General features: G+C 37.8%; 24 protein-coding genes and 1 pseudogene. 9 read left to right on the plus strand and 16 right to left on the minus strand.

The features are described 5' to 3' along the window. The first annotated feature begins 122 nt into the window (after positions 1 to 122). From ACN6MY_RS13680 to ACN6MY_RS13690, 3 genes are all read left to right on the plus strand, one after another. Positions 123 to 818, plus strand: coding sequence for a DUF421 domain-containing protein (locus ACN6MY_RS13680; protein WP_419880689.1), 696 nt, complete (start codon positions 123 to 125; stop codon positions 816 to 818). A gap of 348 nt (positions 819 to 1166) precedes the next feature. Continuing rightward, complete coding sequence (locus ACN6MY_RS13685; RefSeq protein ID WP_419880690.1) at positions 1167 to 1901, plus strand: L,D-transpeptidase family protein; 735 nt, start codon at positions 1167 to 1169, stop codon at positions 1899 to 1901. 607 nt (positions 1902 to 2508) lie between these two features. Beyond that, positions 2509 to 3048 (plus strand): GNAT family N-acetyltransferase, encoded by a 540-nt coding sequence (locus ACN6MY_RS13690; protein ID WP_419880691.1) that lies wholly within the window; start codon positions 2509 to 2511, stop codon positions 3046 to 3048. A 224-nt stretch (positions 3049 to 3272) separates the two neighbouring features. Here ACN6MY_RS13690 and ACN6MY_RS13695 read toward each other — a convergent pair. From ACN6MY_RS13695 to ACN6MY_RS13705, 3 genes and pseudogenes are all read right to left on the minus strand, one after another. Continuing rightward, positions 3273 to 3380, minus strand: a pseudogene (locus ACN6MY_RS13695) (IS1595 family transposase); the annotation flags it as partial. A 431-nt stretch (positions 3381 to 3811) separates the two neighbouring features. Continuing rightward, positions 3812 to 3934, minus strand: coding sequence for a hypothetical protein (locus ACN6MY_RS13700; protein WP_276205164.1), 123 nt, complete (start codon positions 3932 to 3934; stop codon positions 3812 to 3814). Positions 3935 to 4339: 405 nt separating this feature from the next. Next, on the minus strand, positions 4340 to 4747 hold the full coding sequence (locus tag ACN6MY_RS13705; RefSeq protein ID WP_419880692.1) for a MarR family winged helix-turn-helix transcriptional regulator: 408 nt from the start codon (positions 4745 to 4747) through the stop codon (positions 4340 to 4342). A 431-nt stretch (positions 4748 to 5178) separates the two neighbouring features. On the opposite strand from ACN6MY_RS13705, the gene ACN6MY_RS13710 reads away from it, so the two are divergent. Together ACN6MY_RS13710 and ACN6MY_RS13715 are read left to right on the plus strand one after the other, a co-directional pair. Further along, complete coding sequence (locus ACN6MY_RS13710) at positions 5179 to 6693, plus strand: amino acid permease (protein ID WP_419880693.1); 1515 nt, start codon at positions 5179 to 5181, stop codon at positions 6691 to 6693. 156 nt (positions 6694 to 6849) lie between these two features. Further along, on the plus strand, positions 6850 to 7827 hold the full coding sequence (locus ACN6MY_RS13715; RefSeq protein WP_419880694.1) for a cation diffusion facilitator family transporter: 978 nt from the start codon (positions 6850 to 6852) through the stop codon (positions 7825 to 7827). A 56-nt stretch (positions 7828 to 7883) separates the two neighbouring features. Here the strand turns inward: ACN6MY_RS13715 and ACN6MY_RS13720 are convergent, their stop codons facing one another. The 11 genes from ACN6MY_RS13720 to queC all read right to left on the minus strand — a co-directional run bounded on the left by ACN6MY_RS13720 (position 7884) and on the right by queC (position 15645). Beyond that, positions 7884 to 8387, minus strand: coding sequence for a DUF1648 domain-containing protein (locus tag ACN6MY_RS13720; protein ID WP_419880695.1), 504 nt, complete (start codon positions 8385 to 8387; stop codon positions 7884 to 7886). Between the two features lie 537 nt (positions 8388 to 8924). Beyond that, positions 8925 to 9068, minus strand: coding sequence for a hypothetical protein (locus ACN6MY_RS13725; protein WP_419880696.1), 144 nt, complete (start codon positions 9066 to 9068; stop codon positions 8925 to 8927). 278 nt (positions 9069 to 9346) lie between these two features. Further along, the gene (locus tag ACN6MY_RS13730) at positions 9347 to 9520 is read right to left on the minus strand and encodes a DUF3934 family protein (protein ID WP_419880697.1); all 174 of its coding nucleotides are present in this window, start codon (positions 9518 to 9520) and stop codon (positions 9347 to 9349) included. Between the two features lie 411 nt (positions 9521 to 9931). After that, a complete protein-coding gene (locus tag ACN6MY_RS13735) occupies positions 9932 to 10582 on the minus strand; it encodes an amino acid ABC transporter permease (protein ID WP_419880698.1) in 651 nt (216 codons plus the stop codon). Positions 10583 to 10595: 13 nt separating this feature from the next. Then, a complete protein-coding gene (locus ACN6MY_RS13740; protein ID WP_071352568.1) occupies positions 10596 to 11198 on the minus strand; it encodes an amino acid ABC transporter permease in 603 nt (200 codons plus the stop codon). 102 nt (positions 11199 to 11300) lie between these two features. Then, a complete protein-coding gene (locus ACN6MY_RS13745) occupies positions 11301 to 12110 on the minus strand; it encodes a transporter substrate-binding domain-containing protein (RefSeq protein ID WP_419880699.1) in 810 nt (269 codons plus the stop codon). Between the two features lie 15 nt (positions 12111 to 12125). Then, positions 12126 to 12854: an amino acid ABC transporter ATP-binding protein gene (locus ACN6MY_RS13750; protein WP_419880700.1), complete on the minus strand. Its 729-nt coding sequence runs from the start codon at positions 12852 to 12854 to the stop codon at positions 12126 to 12128. A 198-nt stretch (positions 12855 to 13052) separates the two neighbouring features. Then, positions 13053 to 13457 carry a hypothetical protein gene (locus tag ACN6MY_RS13755; RefSeq protein ID WP_419880701.1) on the minus strand — a complete coding sequence of 135 codons (405 nt, stop codon included), beginning with the start codon at positions 13455 to 13457 and terminating at the stop codon, positions 13053 to 13055. A 323-nt stretch (positions 13458 to 13780) separates the two neighbouring features. Beyond that, the gene (queE, locus tag ACN6MY_RS13760) at positions 13781 to 14509 is read right to left on the minus strand and encodes a 7-carboxy-7-deazaguanine synthase QueE (RefSeq protein ID WP_419880702.1); all 729 of its coding nucleotides are present in this window, start codon (positions 14507 to 14509) and stop codon (positions 13781 to 13783) included. Then, complete coding sequence (gene queD, locus ACN6MY_RS13765; RefSeq protein WP_419880703.1) at positions 14502 to 14981, minus strand: 6-carboxytetrahydropterin synthase QueD; 480 nt, start codon at positions 14979 to 14981, stop codon at positions 14502 to 14504. Before queD ends, queE begins: the two co-directional genes overlap by 8 nt. A 4-nt stretch (positions 14982 to 14985) precedes the next feature. Beyond that, on the minus strand, positions 14986 to 15645 hold the full coding sequence (gene queC / locus ACN6MY_RS13770; protein ID WP_419880704.1) for a 7-cyano-7-deazaguanine synthase QueC: 660 nt from the start codon (positions 15643 to 15645) through the stop codon (positions 14986 to 14988). 450 nt (positions 15646 to 16095) lie between these two features. On the opposite strand from queC, the gene ACN6MY_RS13775 reads away from it, so the two are divergent. The 3 genes from ACN6MY_RS13775 to ACN6MY_RS13785 all read left to right on the plus strand — a co-directional run bounded on the left by ACN6MY_RS13775 (position 16096) and on the right by ACN6MY_RS13785 (position 18170). Continuing rightward, complete coding sequence (locus tag ACN6MY_RS13775; protein WP_419880705.1) at positions 16096 to 16977, plus strand: LysR family transcriptional regulator; 882 nt, start codon at positions 16096 to 16098, stop codon at positions 16975 to 16977. Between the two features lie 120 nt (positions 16978 to 17097). Beyond that, positions 17098 to 17466, plus strand: coding sequence for a CidA/LrgA family protein (locus ACN6MY_RS13780; RefSeq protein WP_419880706.1), 369 nt, complete (start codon positions 17098 to 17100; stop codon positions 17464 to 17466). An 83-nt stretch (positions 17467 to 17549) separates the two neighbouring features. Beyond that, positions 17550 to 18170, plus strand: a complete 621-nt coding sequence (locus ACN6MY_RS13785; RefSeq protein ID WP_419880707.1) for an LrgB family protein — start codon at positions 17550 to 17552, stop codon at positions 18168 to 18170. 224 nt (positions 18171 to 18394) lie between these two features. Here the strand turns inward: ACN6MY_RS13785 and ACN6MY_RS13790 are convergent, their stop codons facing one another. Next, positions 18395 to 19117, minus strand: coding sequence for a CBS domain-containing protein (locus tag ACN6MY_RS13790; protein ID WP_419880708.1), 723 nt, complete (start codon positions 19115 to 19117; stop codon positions 18395 to 18397). 226 nt (positions 19118 to 19343) lie between these two features. Further along, positions 19344 to 20288, minus strand: coding sequence for an aminoglycoside phosphotransferase family protein (locus ACN6MY_RS13795; RefSeq protein ID WP_419880709.1), 945 nt, complete (start codon positions 20286 to 20288; stop codon positions 19344 to 19346). Positions 20289 to 20532: 244 nt separating this feature from the next. On the opposite strand from ACN6MY_RS13795, the gene ACN6MY_RS13800 reads away from it, so the two are divergent. Further along, positions 20533 to 21750 (plus strand): MFS transporter, encoded by a 1218-nt coding sequence (locus tag ACN6MY_RS13800; RefSeq protein WP_419880710.1) that lies wholly within the window; start codon positions 20533 to 20535, stop codon positions 21748 to 21750. Positions 21751 to 21781: the final 31 nt, after the last annotated feature.

Consider the following 21781-nt stretch of genomic DNA (forward strand, 5'->3'; position numbering starts at 1 on the left):
TTATCTTTCTATACTTTATGGACTTTGTGAGATAAAGTGCAATAAAATGTTGAAAACAGGATAATTAACACTCCCGCTGTAAAAAATAGCAAAGAAATTATTTGATTACAGGATGTGAAGGAATGGACTTCTTTAAGGGACAAGGAACTCTTGAATCAGCGGAGTGGGTATTAAGAGCAGTCTATTCTTTTTTCTTTTTGATTCTTTCAGCAAAATGCATGGGACGCAGGGCCATTTCACAAATGGGGCTGCTGGATTTCATTATGGCTCTCATAATAGGCAACATTCTTGCCCATCCGCTCTCGGATCCAAGATTGGGTATAAAGGGTTCAAGCATTTCCATGTCTGTGCTGGTTTTTTTATATACGGCAATTTCTTTTTTAAGTTTAAAATGGAAAACTCTGAGGTACATTATTGACCCTCCACCCTTCCCTCTAATAAAAGATGGCCGGATTATTTACCGCAATTTACGGAGGGCAAGAATTTCTTTAGACTATTTACTGGCAAGCTTGCGGGGGGAAAAAGTAACAGACCCTCAAAAAGTGGCTTTAGCCTTGTGGGAACAAAATGGCAGTGTTTCATGTTTTTTAAAAACGGAGCATGATCCAGTGACTTCAAAGCAGTTTAAAATGCAGGTTGCCCCCTTCTATATGCCGGTAACTGTTATCAAGGAAGGCAAAATTAATGAAGAAGAGCTGAAGTTGATCGGAAAAGATATGAACTGGCTTTTACAGAAAATTGATCCTGCTGAAATAAAGAACATATTATTGGCGATACATACACAAGATGATAAACTGGAAATGTTTTACTATAAATAAAGGGGAAATCTCTGTTTGAAGAGATTTCCCCTTTTTCTGCTTAAGTCTGCAATAGTACGCTTCAGTAGGACAGAAGCCATTCCTCTTCGCAGCTTGGTTTCTGTGGTGCCTCGCCTTATACGGTACCCACCAGGGAATCAAGAAAATACACCAGATCAGAAAAGTGCAGAAAGTAACCATTTACTTTTAATCCTTCGAAAAAGACAGGAGTGAAATGAAGCCTGCAAAAGCCCGATTTTAATATGAAAACCCCGCGGTTTTAATTTTAACCATTTTCTTACCGTCATCATAGACAGGCAGTGCCGCATAGAATTAATTGGTGAAAATGGTTAAAAAGGATGGGGATTCATGAAAAAAACAGTTTTTTTATTATTAGCTGCATGCTTTATATTCTTTTTTGTACAGCCTGCATATGGGCAGGGAAGCCAATTGATTATCATTAATAAAGCGAACAATCAGCTGGGTTATTATGAAAATAGCCGTCTCTCGAAGGTCTTCAAAGTAGCTACTGGGAAAGTTTCATCGTACACACCAGAAGGCAAGTTCAAAATTGTGAACAAGATTGTCAATCGTCCGTACTACACTGGACATATACCGGGAGGAGATCCCAGAAACCCATTAGGCAACAGATGGCTCGGACTGAACGCAAGAGGAACATGGGGAACCACATACGCCATTCATGGCAATAATAATCCTGGTTCAATAGGAAAATATGTGAGTGCCGGCTGCATAAGAATGTATAATAACGAAGTGCAATGGCTCTTTTCAAAAGTGAAAATTAATACTCCTGTCATCATTGCAGCAACTGGCAAAACGTTTAATGAGATTGCCCGGATAAACGGCTATAAAGTAAGTGATTCTTCTGTACCTTCTCCTTCAGGCACTGTTTTAAAGAAAGGAAGCAAGGGACCTGAGGTGAAATCTCTTCAAAGCAGGCTATCCTCTCTGGGTTACAGCACGAAAGGCATCGATGGGATATATGGTGCTAACACTGTAAGTGCTGTGAAAAAATTTCAAATTGCAAATGGATTGAAAGCAGATGGTATTGCAGGCCCTGCAACTAAAAAAGCTTTAAAGTTGTAATAGCTTATATGAGGCCTCTTTTGAAGCCTCTTTTTTATTGGCTCTTTTCTCAAAATTGTTAATTCAGGGTGATTGTAGCGTAAGGTGACCGCCCGCCCCGCGGAGAGAGAGCATCCTGTAGCGGAGATCAACCACCTTGTTCCTTATGCAACAGTGTTTACGAAACAGCCCTTTTATTTAACTTGAAAATCATATTTTTTTTAATTTTTTAATAAATGAAAAATATGTTATAATTTTTAGGAATGTAAAATTTCCTCAACAGGCGAAAGATAATCCCTTGCAATGTTTTGCTGAACGTATGGAAATTTGAGAGCTGTGTCCCAGATAAAATTGTACGGTTACTCTCCAATCAACAGAATTAAAATGCAAGTAAACGGATTACAAAATCTATATCTTTACATATCAGGGAGGATTCAGGAATGGATGAAACACTTTTATGGATAATCAAAGGTTTGCTTATCATAGGATTTGTGGGCATGTTTGCTGTGCTAGGCGTTATTAAAGGAGAGGATTAATAGTCAAAAGTAAAAGGGGGTTTCTTCTCGGAAACTCCCTTTTACTTTTGCAGAGGCTGTTTTCGTAAAGTTTATTGTTTTTGGAGGTTATATTGAAGAATAACAAAAAATTACCTATATTAGCAGTGGAAGATAGGGATTTAGGAGGATATAATATGTCGTTTGTATTCAGAAAAACAACAATGGAAGATATAGATATTTTACTTCCAATTCAAAAAGCCTCCTTTCAAGAGGACTTGGAAAAATACGAGGACTTTGAAACTAATCCAGCTTGTGAATCATTTGAAAAGTTAGCTCAAAATATTAAAAAATATCATCACTTTACAATTCTAGACGGAGAAACAGTTATCGGTGCAATTGATGTAAGGGGTAATAATGAGCGTATGCACTTAGATAAAGTCTTTATTTCTCCTTTCAATCAAAATAATGGTGCTGGTACTGCCGCTATTCTGTTTCTGGAAGAAAAATTTCCGAATGTTAGATTATGGACTTTGTATACCCCTTATTTAAGTTTTCGTAATCATTATTTTTACGAGAAATTGGGATACAAAAAAACCAAAGAGGTTCAGCTTGCGCCTAAGTTAATTTTATTTAAATACGAGAAATTATCATGTGTGCTGATGTCAGAATAGCAACCTGCTTAGCGGGACCATCAAACAGGTGGTCTTTTTTTAATTGGCTATGTTAAAGGAAAAGTTTGATTGATAGTAAAATGGTATGGTGACACCTACCTGCCTCTGATAAGTTAAATTCGCCTCAACTTGGCATTTATGTTTAAATCAAATCGAGTTTATGAAGTTTTTACACTTCATCTAGATGAAGAAAAACTTTTAGCTTGTTTCACAGTCGGTACGGTTTTCTTGATTAAATTGCTTTCCATTTTTCTATTGTCAAGGAATTGAAACAACACTAAATAAATTTGGAAATACTCCGTCTAAACACCATTGAACCGGCGTATTGTTTTTTACGGTCACTAGCATGCTCGTGGTTTAAACCCTTTATTTAGCGAATTTCTTGTAGTTAGTAGCTGTATCAGTACAGAGTAAAGTGGCGAATAAGTTCGCTTCGTTTAATTCTCTCCCCCCTTCCCTTCAGTCATTAGTTTAGCTCATCCGAAGTTACAAAAGGTTCAGCTGATTTCCCCCTTCATCACTGTGGCTATTGATTTCAAGAATTCAAGAATGTATTTAAACCTAGAGTGAGCAGATTATGCTTCGAAAGCAAGTGAAGATTAGTATGTATTTCTCTGATATTATTTCCTTTAACAATTAATGGTTGCTAATAACCTTATCCATTATCAAACCCAGGAGCTAAGCGAACTATTTCAATCAGCAAATTGCAGATTTTTAACAAAGCAAAAAAGAAAAAAAGCATGAGCTTTATATGCCATGCTTTTTACCAATCATCAGTATATTCCAGCAAACGGTCTATATCAATTAAATGTCCGCCAAGTTCGATATCTTCACTCGCGATTTCTGCTGTTTCTTCCAGTAACTGATCAATATCAATGGTGGGCATATGTCTTGGGCCTCCTTAATAATAAAACTATTATCGGTAAAAATGCTGATTATGTTTTTTTACCCTTATATGTATTCTAATAAACGTTTCGAACCAGGTCTGAAAATTATGCGGGTTATCATTTTTACTTAATAATTGTCATTTTACTGTTACTAAACTGAAATACTACTGAATGTTGCAGTCTTTTAGATAATTGGGGGAAATGGAAAAAAGCCTGAATAACCCTATTCAGGCTGCAAATATTATGAAGGTCTTAGAGGCTTAAGCAGGACATTTTAATCTCCGCAAATGTACAGAAGACAATTAATCAATTCTGCATCCGAATGCGGGTTTAACATTATGATCCACGGATATGTTACTCTTTATCGGCGGCAAAGACTTTTTTTGTATTTTCGTTAATTTGAATTAGGACCTGCTGAAGCAAGTTAAATCCTCCTCTGAAATCCCATTGAGCAGCTGCTTTCCATATAAGCCCTCTATAAAAGGATACAAATGTTCTTTCAGTTTTTTTCCAGCTTCAGTAATGTGAATGAGAAAGGAACGTCTGTCTTCTTTATTCGGCCTTCTCTCGATAAGGAGTTTTCTTTCCAGGATATCCAGGATTCTGGTTAGTGTGGCTTGGTCTTTGTCTGTTTTTTGCGATAATTCCTTTTGAGTAACTCCATCATTAATTTCGAGACTTTTCAGTACTGACCATTGTTCAGGAGTAACTTCGTATTCTTTTAATTGTAATGCCAGGAATCGCAGAAGATTACGGCTAGTTTGTGATATCAGCATTCCAACTGGCTCTTTTTCCTTAAGAATTTTCTTCATAAATCTCTTATCCTTCCGGAATTTTAATTTTTACATACCTTCATTCTAACATAATTATAAAAATATATGAGTGGCCACTGAGAAACGGCCATGAAAAATAAACCATCAGCAGCAGCTTTTCATACCAGCTAAAGGATGGGAAAGAACATTTGTAAATAATTGTAATAGTTTTTGTCTTTTCCTTCAATAACTATTTTTTAAATAAAAAGAAAGTCTATCTTAGTTTATTGCCAATAAAAATCAAGTGCAGATTGGTTTATCATATTTTAAAAACGGTAATAAACATTTTAAACAGTTATATTGCAATATAGTATATTTTTGGCTCTGTTAATCTTGTCTGCTGATTACCTTTTGAGGTACTTCATCAAAAATAGATTAAAATCATCATGGACCGTTAACAGAGCCTTATCCTGACTAATTGAGGTGTCAACATGGAACAAGCGCATCCGGCAAAAAAATCAGCCCGTGCAAAATCTGACAAAAAAGTAATTACAGCAGCTTCCACAAATAATAAACCAAAAGATGGACTGAAAAGGAAACTGCAGGCAAGGCATATTACCATGATTTCACTTGGGGGAACGATAGGAACAGGCTTGTTTCTCGCCAGCGGGAATGCAATTCATACAGCTGGCCCCGGTGGTGCTTTGATAGCATATGGTCTAGTTGGCATCATGGTCTTTTTCCTAATGACCAGCCTTGCTGAAATGGCTGCTTATATGCCGATTGCAGGTTCATTCAGCGTGTATTCATCTAAATTTGTGGATGAGTCCCTTGGTTTTGCAATGGGCTGGAATTATTGGTATAGCTGGGCAGTGACTATCGCAGCAGAATTATCGGCTGTAGGATTGGTCATGAAATACTGGTTTCCTGATATTCCAACTATATTATGGAGTGCCATTTGTTTAGCTATATTATTTTTTATTAATATCCTTTCTGTTAAAAGCTTTGGAGAATCAGAATACTGGTTTGCTCTTATAAAAGTAATCACCGTCATCATTTTTATTATAACTGGGATCTTAATGATTGCAGGAATCATGGGCGGAGACAGTATTGGAGTTAAAAATTTCACTGTTGCTGATGCCCCGATACATGGAGGTTTCTTCTCAGTACTTGGAATATTCATGGCAGCTGGCTTTTCTTTTCAGGGAACTGAATTATTAGGAGTAACGGCTGGCGAGAGCAAGAATCCTGAAAAACATGTACCAAAAGCAGTAAAACAAGTGTTTTGGAGAATCCTTTTATTTTATATCTTAACAATTACTGTAATCGGCTTAATTATCCCCTATACAACGCCTGAGCTGGCTGCATCTGATGATGTTACTGTCAGTCCATTTACATTGGTTTTTGAAAAAGTGGGTTTTGCTTTTGCAACCTCTGTAATGAATTCAATCATTCTTACAGCCATCCTTTCTGCTGGTAATTCTGGAATGTATGCAGCGGCAAGAATGCTTTGGAATATGGCTAAAGAAGGACACGCTCCTAAAGCTCTAGGAAAGGTCAATTCTAAAGGAATTCCTGTAAATGCCCTAATATTGACATCTCTAGTAGGCTGCCTGGCATTTTTATCATCCCTCTTCGGTGACGGTGAGGTATATACTTGGCTCCTTAATGCCGCTGGTTTATCAGGGTTCATAGCTTGGCTTGGCATAGCCCTTAGCCATTATAGATTCAGACGGGCCTTTGTCATTCAAAAGAAGAGTATGGATGAGCTTCCGTACAAAGCAAAATGGTTTCCTTTTGGCCCTCTTTTTGCTTTCACCCTCTGTGCTATTATCATAATTGGCCAAAATTATTCTGCCTTTACTGGCGGAGCAATAGACTGGCGGGGAATATTGGTTTCATATGTTAGTTTACCGATTTTTATTGTTTTGTGGCTAGGTTATAAATTCTTAAGAAAAACTAAAGTTGTAAAATTATCTGATTGTATCTTGGAAAAAGGAAAATAATAATAGTGCCCTTCTTCAAATATTATTATTTAGCGAAGAAGGGCCTTTGTTTTTTAAATTTATACTAAGCTGCGCTTTCAAAAGAGTTTTATTGCTTTACTTGTAGTTAATTTTATAGCACTCTTAAATGAATAAGTATATGGAAGGAATGATTTAATGAAGGAATTGTTTGTTTTATTGAAACAAGGAAACAAATCAGCATTTTTGGCAGCCATAGTGAATGCCGTCATTGCCATAATTAAAGGGGTTGCTTATGCATTTACGGGAAATGTAGCCATGTTTGCTGAAACACTGCATAGTTTAGGTGACGCTGCAAATCAGCTTTTTGTATTTATTGGTTCAGCCCTAAGCAAAAAGGCCCCTACTCCCCGATTTCCCAATGGATTTGGCCGTTTGGTAAATTTAGTTTTACTCGGTGCCGTCTTAATTGTAGGAATCATGTCATTTGAAACAATCAAGGAAGGCTTTCATCATATTATTCACCCCACTAAATCCACCGGTCTCCTGATTAACCTATCTGTTTTGCTGTTAAGTGTCATTCTGGAAAGCTTTGTATTATTCAAAGCAGCCAGGGAAATAGCACATGAGACAGGCATCCAGGAAAAAGGCGTGATGTTATTAATCAAAAGCATAGGTTCATTAAAAAGAGCAAAACCCGCTACAAAGCTTGTTTTCATGGAAGATACAGTTGCTACGCTAGGTGGCCTTTTAGCAATTGCCGCCATCCTGTTATCCCATTTTACCCCCTTTCACCAGGCAGAAGGGATTGCTTCGGTAATAATCGGGCTCATGATGTTCATTGTTGTGGGCAGAGTATTTTTGGATAATGCAGCCGGTGTTCTTGGAGAATCTGACGAAGAAATGAAGCAAAAGATAGGTGATATGATAATAAGCGATCCAGATGTAAAGGATATTCAGGATATTTCGGTTATAAAAGAAGGCGAAACCCTGCATGTTGAGGTGGAAATCGAGGTAGACCCACTGATTACAGTTGCTAAAGCGGATGTTATTAAGGACCGGCTTGAAGAAGCCATCCGCCAAGAAAAAGGCGTTGCTGATGTGATTGTAGAATTTGATGAGGATGATGGTATAAAGCAATGGACTGAAAAAAACGGGAGCAATGAAAATAGCTAAAGAAAAGGCAGTGGGATATATGCGTATTCCATTGCCTTTTTCTCTAGCTGGATCCACTATTTCAATTTAAATGAGCGGACAATAAAAAAAATCAATGTTAAGAAAACAATTAAAACAGCAAGCAGAACACTTCCTGAACTCAATCTCTCTAATTTCCCTAATGGAAATTGGATGAATTCCCAGGATTCATAAGAAAAAAACAAGACGATCTCAGCTTTAAGACAATTTAGCATGCACCTGGCATTTTTATATTGTTTTTCAGTGTTATCTTCTGTAAGAAAGGAATAATGATATTTATGAGGAAATCTCTCCAGTAGTGAAAAGCCTGACCATATTACAATATTCAGTGCTATAAAAACCCAGATTACATTTTTTGATTCATGATTATCAGGATCACCGTTTGCATTAAAATGAATAGGAATGGTATGCGGAATCTCATTCCAAATCAACACAATATAAACAGCTAAAGCCATTATTGATATGACAGAGACTATATTTAGTACTGTTTCTAAACTGCTTTTCTTAAGTTTCAGTTTTGGACGGACCATAACAGTTTTCATGAAAAACCCACCTTTACAAAGTTTCTCCTGTAGTTAAACATTATGAGGCTGATTATATAATCAGACGTGCGCCAAAGCTATAACTTTCAAAATTCCAGCAGGTAAATCTTCCTTTTAAAAACTATTTCTATTAATAATTCGGCAAACATAAGATTAGTTCCTCTTTTGTGAAATAATACATCGGTTTATCTAAAGGTTTGTTTGGCAGATGGATTGCTGTATACGCCAGCAGTTAAAAATCCTCTTTGTTTCTTTAAAATAAATATCTCGGGGATGCAGCACTGCACCCTGCTGCGTGCAGCAAGTTATCATATAAAATCTCATGTATGTAATGCATTTTATTATTAATATATTTCCTTTGTTTGTTTTTAGAGATTGTTTTTAAACTAAGTGGTCTGTAAGCCGTGATTGCAAAACTCCCGGGGAAAGCGGGAAGCAAGCTGGGAATAAGGGGGTTTTATTTAAACTTGCTATACAAAAAGATCGAAATAATCGATCCTTTTGTATAGCAAGTAAAATGTGCTTTTGCACTTTGAATTAAGCGTCTGCTGAAAACAGCTGCTCCACATAATCTCCATATCCATCGGTTACTGCATCTTCCCCGCCATTCCGATTGAAGGTTTTTATATTTAAATTTTCGGTATGACATCGATTTTCATTGTTTATATCTTCTTTTTCCATTGGGATCTCCCTCCTTTAATAATTTATTCAGTATTAAGCCTGTTCGGTGCAGAATTTACTGAAGGAAGTAGGGATTTTAACGATTTTTAACCACTTGATTAGGCGTGCAGCTGCTTCTGACGGAAAAGTTAGAGTTTATAAACAATTTGTCATCATAACTTTGAAGGAAGTTAAAAAAATATTTACGGGTGACAACAGAGCCTGCATTTTTATGAAGTTGTTTTGAGAAAAAAGAACTGCCTTTTGGCAGCTCTGGTCTTTTTTGTCATATTAATGATTCATTCGGTCTTATCATCATTATTATTGCCGGCAGGCTTGCCAGCCTGGTTTTTAACATTTTTGCTTGTATACGGCTTAGCGCTTTTAGCTTTATTGGCCTTGGATTTCCAGCGGTTCCACCCTTTCTTGCCAGTACCTCTGCCCGTTCCGCCTTTACTTTTTGCTTTACTCATATAATCACTCCATTATTATTGTACACCTGACTTCTTAGATGTTTGTACACCCAATTATCTTTAATATCTTTTTGGCGCAGTAATATATACCATATCATACTTATTTAATATTGGCTCTGTAAACTTGTCTGTGAATTTCCCCAGCGCAAGACTTCACAGGACTTCTCTGAGTTCCATCTTTTCTTAAGGCTATAGATTTTCTCTTATACGCTTTTCCCCCTGTATTTGGGCGTATTAACCAATCTGCAAGTACAGAAACCTGCATTGTTTTATAACCATTCTTTTAAAAAATAGAAAAAGGACATTTTTTTAAGATTCACCACTAGAAGGCACATAATAAAAGCCTTGCCTGTTACTGGCAAGACTTTTACATATCATTGTTCATGGTTTCTCAGGCAGTCCTTCTCCCTCCTATACTCGTTTGGATTCCAATCTATAAGCAATCCGGGATAGGGCGAAATTCACTATAAAATACATGAAGGCAATCAGTATGAAAATGGGACCAAGATATGACATCTTTTGGCTATAAATGATCTGCCCATTATGCAGGAGCTCTGGCAGGGAGATGCTGACTGCAAGTGAAGTATCTTTTAAAAGAGAAATAAACTGGCTAACAATTGGCGGTATCATTCTTTTTAGTGCCTGAGGTAGTATGATGTGCCATAATGTCTGGACATAATTCAGGCCGGAAGAACGAGCTGCTTCTATTTGTCCTTTATCAATGGAATTCAATCCGCTGCGGATGATTTCCGAAAGCATGGCTGATTCAAAAATAGTGAGAGCGACAATTGCAGCCGGCAGGATTTCAAGTTTAATATTTACCTCTGGAAGAGCAAAGTATGTGAAAAAAATGATAAGAAGCAGCGGCAGGTTCCGGATGATTTCTACCAGTACGCCAAGAAGGCGGGAGAAAAATGGAATTTTTGCGTATCTTCCTATCCCAATAAGTGCTCCGAAAATAAAGCTTAATGCTATAGAAATGAAAGCTGCTTCAAGAGTAACTCCAAAACCCTGCAGCAAAAATTTCAAATGATCCGGTGTATAAGCTCCTAGAAAGTCCAATAGGCTCCTCCCTTCAATTGCTTCTAGCCAGGCGTTTTTCCAAATACCCCACACCAAGGCTCAAAGGAATAGTTAGGATTAAATAAAACATGGCAACAAAGATATACACATCAAACACAACGAAGGTGCGGGATGAAATCAAATCACCCTGATACATTAAATCTGCTCCTGCAACCAAGGAAATGATGGAAGTGTTCTTCACAAGGTTAATAAACTGGTTTCCTAGTGGAGGAATCACAATTTTGAATGCTTGAGGCAAAATGATGATCCGCATTGCCTGGCCATAAGAAAGGCCAGATGAGCGGGCAGCTTCCATTTGGCCCTGAGGCACTGACATGATGCCAGCCCTGATGGCTTCTGCCACAAAGGATGCTGTGTAAATGGTCAATCCTAATATTCCTGCATATAGTCCGCTAAGTTTAAAAACAAGAAAGATAAAAATCGTAATAACAAGCAGCGGAATGTTCCGGATAAATTCAACGTAGATGGTTCCAAGCCAATTTAGTGGCTTGAATGGAGCAATCCTCATGACCGCAAGGACGGTACCTAAAAGGAGGCTGGCTGCAAGTGCGATAAGACTTGCATAGACAGTGTTTTTAAATCCTTCCAGAAACATATCAAGATTATTTGTCAACAAGCTGAAATTCAAGTAAATCCTCTCCTCTTGCACTAACAGGAGGGCAACCCCTCCTGTTAGGCAGCAATCAAAGCAGATCAGTTAATTTTTTATCCATTTATCATGTATTTCCTGATATTTTCCGGAATCCTTTAATTTTTTTAGTGCTTTATTAAGTTCATCCACTAGCTTTTTGTTTCCTTTTTTCACGGCAATTCCATAAGGTTCTTTTGTAAATGTGCCCCCTACAAGTTCGTAGGAAGGATCTTCATCTACCATTCCATAGAGAATAGCATCATCAGTAGTCAAAGCATCACCTTGTTTTGACTTTAATGCGGCAAAGGCTTCAGAATAGTTCTCAAATTCAAGGACGGTTGTATCAGGAGCCTTTTCCCTGATATTGATTGCCGAAGTAGAGCCTTTTACTGCTAAAACCTTTGTCCCTTTTTTCAAATCTTGGATTCCTGTAATCTTGCTCCCTTTTTTTACAAGCAATGACTGTCCTGCATCAAAATAAACATCGGTAAAATCCACTTCTTTTTTTCGTTCATCAGTGATGGTCATCGTAGCTATAATGGCATCAATATCGCCATTTTGAAGAAGGGGCATCCTCGTTTTTGAGGTTACTTCCTTAAATTGCACTTTATTTTCATCACCAAGAATTTCTTTGGCAAGCGCTTTTGCAATATCAATGTCAAAACCTTCAACCTTGCCTGTGCTCGGGTTCTTTAATCCGAATAGACGTGTATCATTCTTTACTCCAACAATGATTTTGCCTCGATCTTTGATCTGAGCAAGCACATCTTTGCCTTTTCCATCCCCTGATGTTTTTTCCCCTCCGCAGCCTGCCAAAATTAGTACAGCCATCATTGATATCAGAGCCAGTTTAAATATTTTTTTAGGATTGATCATACTATTACCTCCTGTTTAATGATTTAAAATACGGCTTAAAAATAGCTTTGCCCTTTGTTCACGGGGACTTTCAAAAAATTGATCCGGAGCCGCCATTTCTAAAATCTGTCCATGATCCATAAATACGATTCGGTCAGCAACTTCCTTTGCAAAACCCATTTCGTGCGTAACTACAACCATTGTCATACCTTCATTGGCTAATGTTTTCATAACATCCAGCACTTCTCCAATGCTTTCTGGATCCAGTGCTGATGTAGGTTCGTCAAACAGCATAATCTCCGGATTCATGGCCAGTCCCCTGGCTATGGCGACACGCTGCTGCTGGCCCCCGGAAAGCTGAGAAGGATAGGAATCTGCCTTTTCCAAAATTCCTACTTTCTTAAGATATTTTTGCGCAGTTTCTCTTGCTTCCTTTTCTGACTGCCCTAAAACCTTCATGGGTGCTATTGTGATATTTTCAAGTACGGTTTTATGCGGATATAGGTGGAAGTGCTGAAAGACCATCCCTATGTTACGGCGGAGTTTATTGATATCTGACTTTTGATCAGCAACAGATATGCCATTTACAGTCAGAACACCATCTGATATGCTTTCTAAACGGTTTATGCAGCGGAGCATAGTGCTTTTTCCGGAACCGGATGGTCCGATGACGACAACTACTTCTCCTTTAGATATTTTAAGGTTAATATCTTTTAAGACATGAAAATTGCCGAAAAACTTATTCACCCCTGAAAATTCAATCAATGAGCATCTCTCCTTTCTTTTTAAATTTTATGTACCAGAAAATTTACATTATAAGGAATAGAAATACTTTTGTAAATTTTCTGACATATAACGTTATATAAAAAATATATACTGAAATGTGGAAAGAAGTCAAACTATTGTCTGAAATTGTAAAAAAAGGAACATCTGTAAAGATGCTCCTTTTTTTATAAATTGTTGCTATAATGCAGCATCTTCAAATGGAGCGGAAAATTTTCCTTTGGGGGCAATGATATCTGTTTCTGATTGCCGTTTTTCTCCTGCTACATCATATTCACCGGCGGGATAGTAATCAAACAGTCCGCTTTTTATATGCATTTCGAGAAAATTATCCTGCAGATCATCAAGCATTTTCCGGTATTTTTCTTCATTCAGGACTTCTCCGTACTCATCAATCTCAAAATTTTCTCTTATGGCATCTTGAAGTTCTTCATTGTGGGAATGTGCAATATAAAAATCAACATCCCCGCATTCCATGCATAACAATAGCTTTTCTTCACTGGCCTCCACATAAGCTTTTTCTATCAAATCATGCATAATTTTATAAACCTCAGATTCATTTTTCAAAATAATATTTTTTATCATTATCCTTCCGCCTCCATTATCTATATTCGAAGACTCATTCCTTCATAAGGTGCCATAGCCCTATTTTAAATGGTTTATGTAAAAAAAACATGACTTAGGATTATTACTCATAAATACAGCCTGGCAGACATTATGCCTGCCAGGCTTGGTTGTACTATGGATATGAAAAGTGCTTTTAATAGTGCAGCTGAAACTTACTATTGCATAGATATTTTCCCCAGCTCCGGCACTGATTCCGTAAAATATTAGATCTATTGCTCGCTGGAGGAACTAAGGCATGTGCATAGCAGAAAAAAATACTTTTTTTGCACGAGGGGGGATGGTTATACACCCCGTTTGTTTCCCCAGATATAAGTGTGCAGCTGAGGAAGGACTTTTATATCTGTAAATCGGCCATCTGCCATAACCTTATCGATAAGTTCCTGGTAATGTTTCAGCAGCATCATAGTAAGCTCTGTATTATCAGCCGTTGAGATATCCGGATTTCCTACCTGAAGGTAAAAGGGTACTCCTTGATATCGCTTGTAAACGGTTAGTGCATATTCGTAATCCAATTCATCGAATACAACAACTTTGATACTGAAGCTTTTCCCTTTATTATTGTTTCTCAGGTTTTTAATGATTTCATCCAGAATTGTAAAATTTGTTTCCATTTTCGAGCTTGGCGGTTTTGGGGAAAGAGTTAGTTCATCAATGTCATAAAACCAATCCTGCCATCTGCTTCCTTGTGTCTCTAAACAAACTTTCACTGAATGGGTGTTCAACAGTTCTATAAGGGTGCTGAGGTTTTTCAAAAGGGCCGGATTGCCTCCGGAAATGGTAACATAAGAAAAGCCGCTTCCGCCTAAAGTTTGGAGCTCTTCCCAAACTTCTTCTGCTGACATCTGTCGGATATCCTGTTTTCCTGATCCATCCCAGGTAAATGATGAGTCGCACCAGGCACAGGAATAATCACAGCCTGCCGTTCTTACAAACATAGTTTTTTGGCCTATTACCATGCCCTCTCCCTGTATGGTAGGTCCAAAAATTTCCATTACTGGTATTTTACTCAACCTCCATCCACTCCCTTCTAGCCTCAGCATACGAAGTAGGAGTTTCAAAAAGCCTTACGAATTCCAACCTTACTCCATTTTCTGTCCATTTGGCCTCTTTTTTTAAGTAATCAGCCATCATTTCATACATCCAGACAACTATGTTTTCAGCTGTCGTGTTCATCATCGGCAAGGTGTCGTTCAAGTATCGGTGATCAAGATGAATTTCGATCTCATTTTTCCAGATTTGCTTAATTTCACCGAAGTCAATCATTAAACCCGTATCATCCGTATAGCCGCTGATCCCGAATATTGCCTTATAGGTATGTCCATGGAGGTTCTTGCATTTCCCTTCATAGCAATGTAAATGGTGTGCAGCGTCAAATGTGAATTCCTTGCTGACCAGCACCCTTTTATGATGATACTTAAGCTGTTCTTTATGGATATCTTCATTTATTTTTTGAAGCTTTTCAACAATTTTGAAACCAGTCATAGCATCACGCTTCCTTTCGGGACATGAGATAATCGTCAAGCCCTTTTTTGCGCAATAAGCATGCCGGGCATTCACCGCACCCATCTGCTATGATACCGTTATAGCAGGTTAATGTTTTGTTTCTGACAAAGTCAAGTGCCCCAAGCTCATCTGCCATTTTCCATGTTTCCGCTTTATCAATCCACATAAGCGGAGTATGTATGACGAAAGAATCATCCATTGAAAGATTCAGCGATACATTCAATGATTTAATAAATATATCGCGGCAATCCGGATATCCGCTGAAGTCGGTCTCGCAAACACCAGTGACAATGTGTCTGGCGCCAAGCTGCCGTGCCAGGATGGCGGCAAAAGAAATAAAAACTAAATTCCTTCCTGGTACAAAGGTAGAAGGCAATTCACCGTCTTCTCCTTCTTTTACATCAATATCGTTTCTTGTCAAAGCGTTTGGAGCAAGCTGGTTTAATAGTGACATATCGAGGATATGATGCTTTATGCCAAGTTCATTGGCAATATCCTTTGCACATTGTATTTCCAAGCTGTGCCTTTGATTATAATCGAAAGTTACCGCTATAACTTCTTCAAATTGCTTCATGGCCCAAAATAGGCAGGTTGTACTGTCCTGTCCGCCGCTGAATACAATTATGGCTTTTTCTTTTTTCATTCTATAAGTCTCCTTTAACATGAAAAAACAGGAATGCTAAAGAAAGCACACCTGTTTTTCCTTAGTTTTTTTGAGAGGGTAGCTAACAACCTCTACCGTTATTAAACGGATTTTTATCAAGTTAACTGTACTCGAATTATTTTAGCATAATTCAAAAAAACCGCAAGTTAAAACGAAAGCTTTTCTGCATTTTTTCGCGAGTCTTGCCGTTATTTGCGCTTTCCCGAGAAATATCTAATACTTCCTTTTTTTTAAGCTGTTTTCGTAAACATTGTTTATTGGAACAAGGCGGCTGATTTCCGTTCCAGGATGCCTTGCTTTCCGCAGCCTGGCAATTTGCATTCTCAGCTGCGCCTGCATTTCACCTGTCCCGCTAATCACGCAGAAGTCTTAGACCACAAGGGTTTTTTCCAAGATTGTTACTTATAATAAAGAAGAAGGAGTGTTTTTATGGATTTTCGCCAATTAAAGTATTTTTATGAAGTAGCCAAACAAAATAACATAACAAAAGCCTCACAGACTCTTCACATTTCACAGCCGGCACTCAGTAAGATGATAAAAGGTTTAGAAGAAGAACTTGGGATGCCTCTCATTTTACGTTCTAATAAAGTAAGCGAGCTGACCGATGCAGGTAAGGTAGTTTATGAGTATGCACAAAGAATTATTTCTCAAGTAAATGAAATGCATACAACTCTAAATGATATGACACATTTGGCAAGAGGAGAAATTAATATAGGAGTTCCGCCGATAGTAGGCAGCCTTTATTTTCCGAAGGTCATGGCTAATTTTCACCGTTTGTATCCTAATATTGAAATCAATATAACTGAATATGGAGCAGCCAGAGTTGTCAAGAGTGTTGAAGAAGGCGAATTTGAAATGGGCGTGGCCGTATTGCCTGTTAATGAAGAAGTTTTCAATATACACCCGATTGTGTACGACGAGTTAAAATTGCTGGTTCACCCTGAACACCGTTTTGCAGAACGCGACACAGTTCATCTAAAGGAATTAAACGGTGAAGACTTTATTTTTTATAGTGAAGAATTTGCTTTATACGAAATCATGAGGAAAAAATTCATACAGCAAGGCTTTGAACCCAAAATTCTTTTTAAAAGCTCTCAGTGGGATTTCATGTCTGAAATGGTAGCGGCTAATTTGGGGATTTCTATTCTTCCTGATTCAATATGCAGGCGCACTGATCAAAAAAATATCAAAATCATTAAACTTATCCCTGTCTCTCCCTGGAATCTTGCTCTGATAACAAAAAAAGAAAAATACATTTCAATTGCTGGGAGGACCTTCATCGACTTTATGGTGGCAAGTATGACGTTATAACTATAAGTTATATTCATTATGTTAAATATGTATTTTACTTATGATAATTATGATAGTAATATAGTTTTAACCAGAGGAGCGAAGTGTCGCTTCTTTTTATTATTTAGGAGTGCTGTAAAAATGAAACTTATTACAATCATTATTCAAATAATAATTCTGCATATCTTCCTTTATCTAGGTGCAGGGATTAAACATTTTATTCATATACCAGTTCCTGCTTCAATGATTGGTTTAATTTTGTTATTTGCCGCATTGATGCTGAAAATAATAAAGCTTGAATGGATAGAAAAAGGCGGAAACTGGCTGCTTGCTGAATTGCTCCTCTTTTTTATACCTTCTGCTGTCGGTATAGTGAATTATGATGAAATCCTGAGCTTACAGGGTATTAAGGCCCTCCTGCTGATTGGCGTCAGCACATTCATTGTAATGGGTGCTACGGCTTTTACTGCAGAAAAAATATTTAATAAGAAAAGAAGTGAAGCATCATAATTTCCACAGTATTTTTCACCCTAATAACATATGTCATTTACATGATTGCAAAAAAAATATATAAAAGAAGGTCATACTTTTTTATGCATCCTCTTTTGATCAGCCCGCTGGCATTGATTGCCCTGATCAGCTCCCTGCATGTTTCGGGAACACAATATATTCATTCGGCAAGATGGCTTTCTCACTTGCTCGGTCCGGCGACTGTTGCTTTTGCCATTCCGATTTATAAGCATAGGACGCTGCTTAAAAAAAACCTTGGCATAATTATTACCAGCATTACAACAGGTGTTATTGTTGCCATTTTATCATCCTTCGCCCTCTCTAAGCTTTTGAGAATGGCACCAGACTTAATTATCAGCATTCTTCCCCGGTCAATTACTACTCCAATTGCCATAGAGGTCTCCAAGGAAATTGGCGGCCTGCCGGCATTAACTACTGTATTTGTAATCGTTACTGGCATAATGGGAGGAATTATGGGCCCTTCTGCTATTAAATGGCTATCCATTGAATCACCAATTGCCAGAGGATTGGCATTTGGCATGAGCGCCCATGGAGTTGGAACAAGCAAGGCAATGGAATACGGAGAACAGGAAGGTACTTTTTCGACCCTTGCCATGATTTTTGCTGCGTGGATAACTCTATTAATGGGAAATTCCCTGATTCCTATGCTGATTCATGCAGCTAAGCTTACTTCTGGTGTTTAATATCGCGTTTCTAAAAAGAAGAAGCATTTTTACTATATGCTTCTTCTTTGCCTTAGGGCAAACAAGCTTGTTGAAGTTAGGGAAATATTACCAGATTGGTTCTTGTCTGGCATGCTGAGGTTTTAAGCAAGGAAAAACGCCTGGTTAGGTGGTACCCCAAAAAGTTAGATTTTTACACTCTAACTTTCGGAGGCCGCTACCTTATCCAGGCGTTTTTTTAGTGGCTACTCGCTTATTTCTGCCTCCAGGAGATCCAAAGTAGTGATAATACCGTTTGGTTTCTCTGATGGCTTTCCATTTTTGGTAATCAGCACAGCTTCAAGTTTTCGATTTTTACGCTGATATTCTTCAAAAATATCCTCCACATCAAGCACTGTGCTGTTCTGAGATGTAAATTCAACGTAATGCCTGAAACGCTTAGTATGAATATCTTTAATTTTTATGCTATTTAGATCCAGGCTGGTTTCAGAAAAGTGATCCGCCATCCATTTTACGATTTCTGCAGAAGTAAGCAGCCAAAGATAACAGTCATTTGAGTCGTAAACAGGAAAGCGTGAGTGTGAATGTTTACGGATAAGCACCAATACTTCAGACAATTTATCATCTTCATTAAAATAGTAAACAGGTTTAGTGGCAATAGAAAGTGCTGATTGAGGTTTTTCGAATTCATCAGCCATGCTCTCAATTTTCTCGACAATATCAATATGCGGTTCCGCTATATAATAGCCTTCTTCAATTTTTTCATGGACAATGGCATTGCGAAGCTTGGCAAATTGACACAAATCATGTTCATAAAATCGAATTAACGTGTGGCTCTTCCCTTTATAAACAAGATCGGTGAATTTATCGCTTCTTGCATTTTTCACATTATGCATAAGTGATTTATGTATCCTGTTAAAAGCTGTCTCAAACCTTTCAGATTGGCTTATTTGGGTTGCTGAAGTCATGACAATCACTCCCTAAATCCTTTTATATTTTGTTATTTCCCCAAAAAAGTGATTTAGTAACTTGCATAATCCAAAAATATTTTTCTTGAACAAAGCATCAATGTTTACATTAATTAATGGATCACTGATTCAGCCATTTTCTTAAAATATTTTGATCGCCCTGTTCATGACAGAACTTTAAATAAGCAGAATGAAAAGTCATCCAAGGGGCAGCGGCACCTGACTATTATACTTTATTTAAGCATTGTGCAAGCGAGCTCAAGGTTTCATCAAGCTGGCTGTGCAATTGATTTTTAGGCCATTTTGAATTCTCTATTAATAAATCCGAGGAAATCAGAAGAATCATCCAAATTGAAAAAACAGACGAGAATATAAAATATTCTTTAAAGAAATTTTCTTGATCTATGGCAGCTCCCTGCTGGTCTGCAAGCCTGCAGTACATATTTAGAATATCTTCTCTCAGTTCACTCGATGTATTTTTAGTGAATACAGGATGAGACATATCAATTAAATGATACAAGTCCCAATGCCTGTAATTCAGGTGAACATGTTCCCAATCCAGGACAACTATAGAAGTTTTTGTTTTTGCATAATTGCCAAGATGCAAATCTCCATGTGAAAGCACCATTTCATCATTAAACACTGTTTCTTCTAACTTTATGAAAAACTTATGAAGCAAATCTTCCGAAATATAGTAACCTTTCAGAAGATCCAGTATCTCTTCCTTTTTTTTTATTACTGCTTTTGAGATATGTTCAATACCTGGCTTTGGACCTTTTACAGGTATTTCTGCTAGTTCTCCGACAGGAAAAGAATGCCACTGGACCATAAGCTGAACAACTTCCGCAAGGATTTTTTCTTCAAAAACATGGATCAGCGGCCCCATATCTTCAAGTATGATCCAGCTTTCCTCAGGATCATTTGATGTGCTGTGCGCCAAAATTTTAGGATAGACGGGTGGTAAGTCCAATAAAATCCTCTCTTGGGCCCATATTTCTCTTCCAAGCTGATCTGTATTGGTCAATGGTTTAAAGATATAACTTTGGCCATCTTCTATGTAAAATCTCTCTACATACTTCCCGTTCATTCCTTGATAAATTTTTTCTCTCTTTGTTATTTTTCCATTATCCAATTTTCCGCTTGGTTCAATATAGTCAAAAAATGTTTTCATGGCCCCTCCCGAAAAGTTAATGAGTGTGTCTAATATTATATCATCGAATAACCTCATTGAATGAATGAAGAGATGCACTTGACACCGGAAATTCTGCATGCTCAGTTTCGAAAAAGAGGCATCTAAAATGAAAGGTGCAAAATTATTTCTTTCTTTGTTAAATAGTTTTATACTAATATTTAGAGTGACGAAATAATAGTCTATATATATTACGGAAATCGAAAATTAGAAAGTAGTGTGATAAATGAAAAAATTACAGCACGCCAGACGGAATCTGGTTATTATGTGGTTTGCAAACTTTTTCATTGGTGGCAGCACGACCATGGTTCTTCCTTTTCTTTCTCTCTATATCGGTACTTTTGGCCATTATTCAGAAAAATTTATTCAGCACTCATCAGGGCTGACATTTGGCGTAACTTTTGTCACTGCCTTTTTGGTTTCTCCAATCTGGGGAAGAATCGGCGACAGATTGGGCAGAAAGAAAATTCTTATATTTTGTGCCTTTGGAATGGGACTCTCCATATTCTTAATGGGATTTGTTACATCTGTGTGGCAGCTTTTTGTTTTGCGAATGCTTACTGGCTTTTTTACGGGGTTTGTTTCCATGTCACAAGCTTTCATATCCACACAAACACCTAAAGAGATTGCAGGGCGTGTCCTGGGCACCCTGCAGACAGGAAGTATTACCGGATCCTTGCTGGGGCCGATGCTTGGGGGCTTGATGGCTGACTCTTTAGGCTACTCGACAACATTTAAATGGACATCAATATCCATTTTTATATCTGCTCTATTGGTATTTGCTACTAAAGAATTTAAGGTAGAAAGCAAAGAAAGCCGATCTGTAAGGTATACCAGCAAGGAAGTAATTACCCATATAGTAAAGAATCCAGTTTTGTTAACTGTTTTGCTTATTTCCGCGCTTGTTCAGATAGCGCACTTCAGCATTCAGCCTATCCTTTCTCTTTACGTGAGTGAGCTGCATGGAAAAACTGATCTCGCTTTTTATTCAGGAATCGCCTTTTCTGCAGCGGGACTTGGAAATTTATTAATGGCTACTTATTGGGGGAAAATCGGTGACCGGTACGGTTATATAAAAATTCTTGTCATCCTGCTTTTTATATCCACCATTGTTTACTTCCCTGGCGCGTTTGTAACAAACCTCTGGGAACTTGTGGCAGTCCGCTTTGCGCTTGGAATTGCGATTGGCGGGATAATTCCAGTCAGAATAGCATATATCCGCCAGGAAGCGCCAATTTCAATGCAGGGTGAGGTTCTTGGCTACAACACCAGCCTCAGATTTCTTGGTAATATGATTGGACCGGTAATGGGCGGTGCTATTGCTGGATATTTCGGTTTTTCTGCTGTTTTTATCTCAACAAGCACCCTTCTGCTGATAGCAGGAATTATACTTTATACGGTTATCCATCGAAATCATCGGCTGGCTGATCATTCTATAACATAAAAAAATGCCGGCAGACGTTAATCTGACGGCG

This window comes from Peribacillus sp. B-H-3 (assembly GCF_048572925.1).
Classification (GTDB): domain Bacteria; phylum Bacillota; class Bacilli; order Bacillales; family DSM-1321; genus Peribacillus.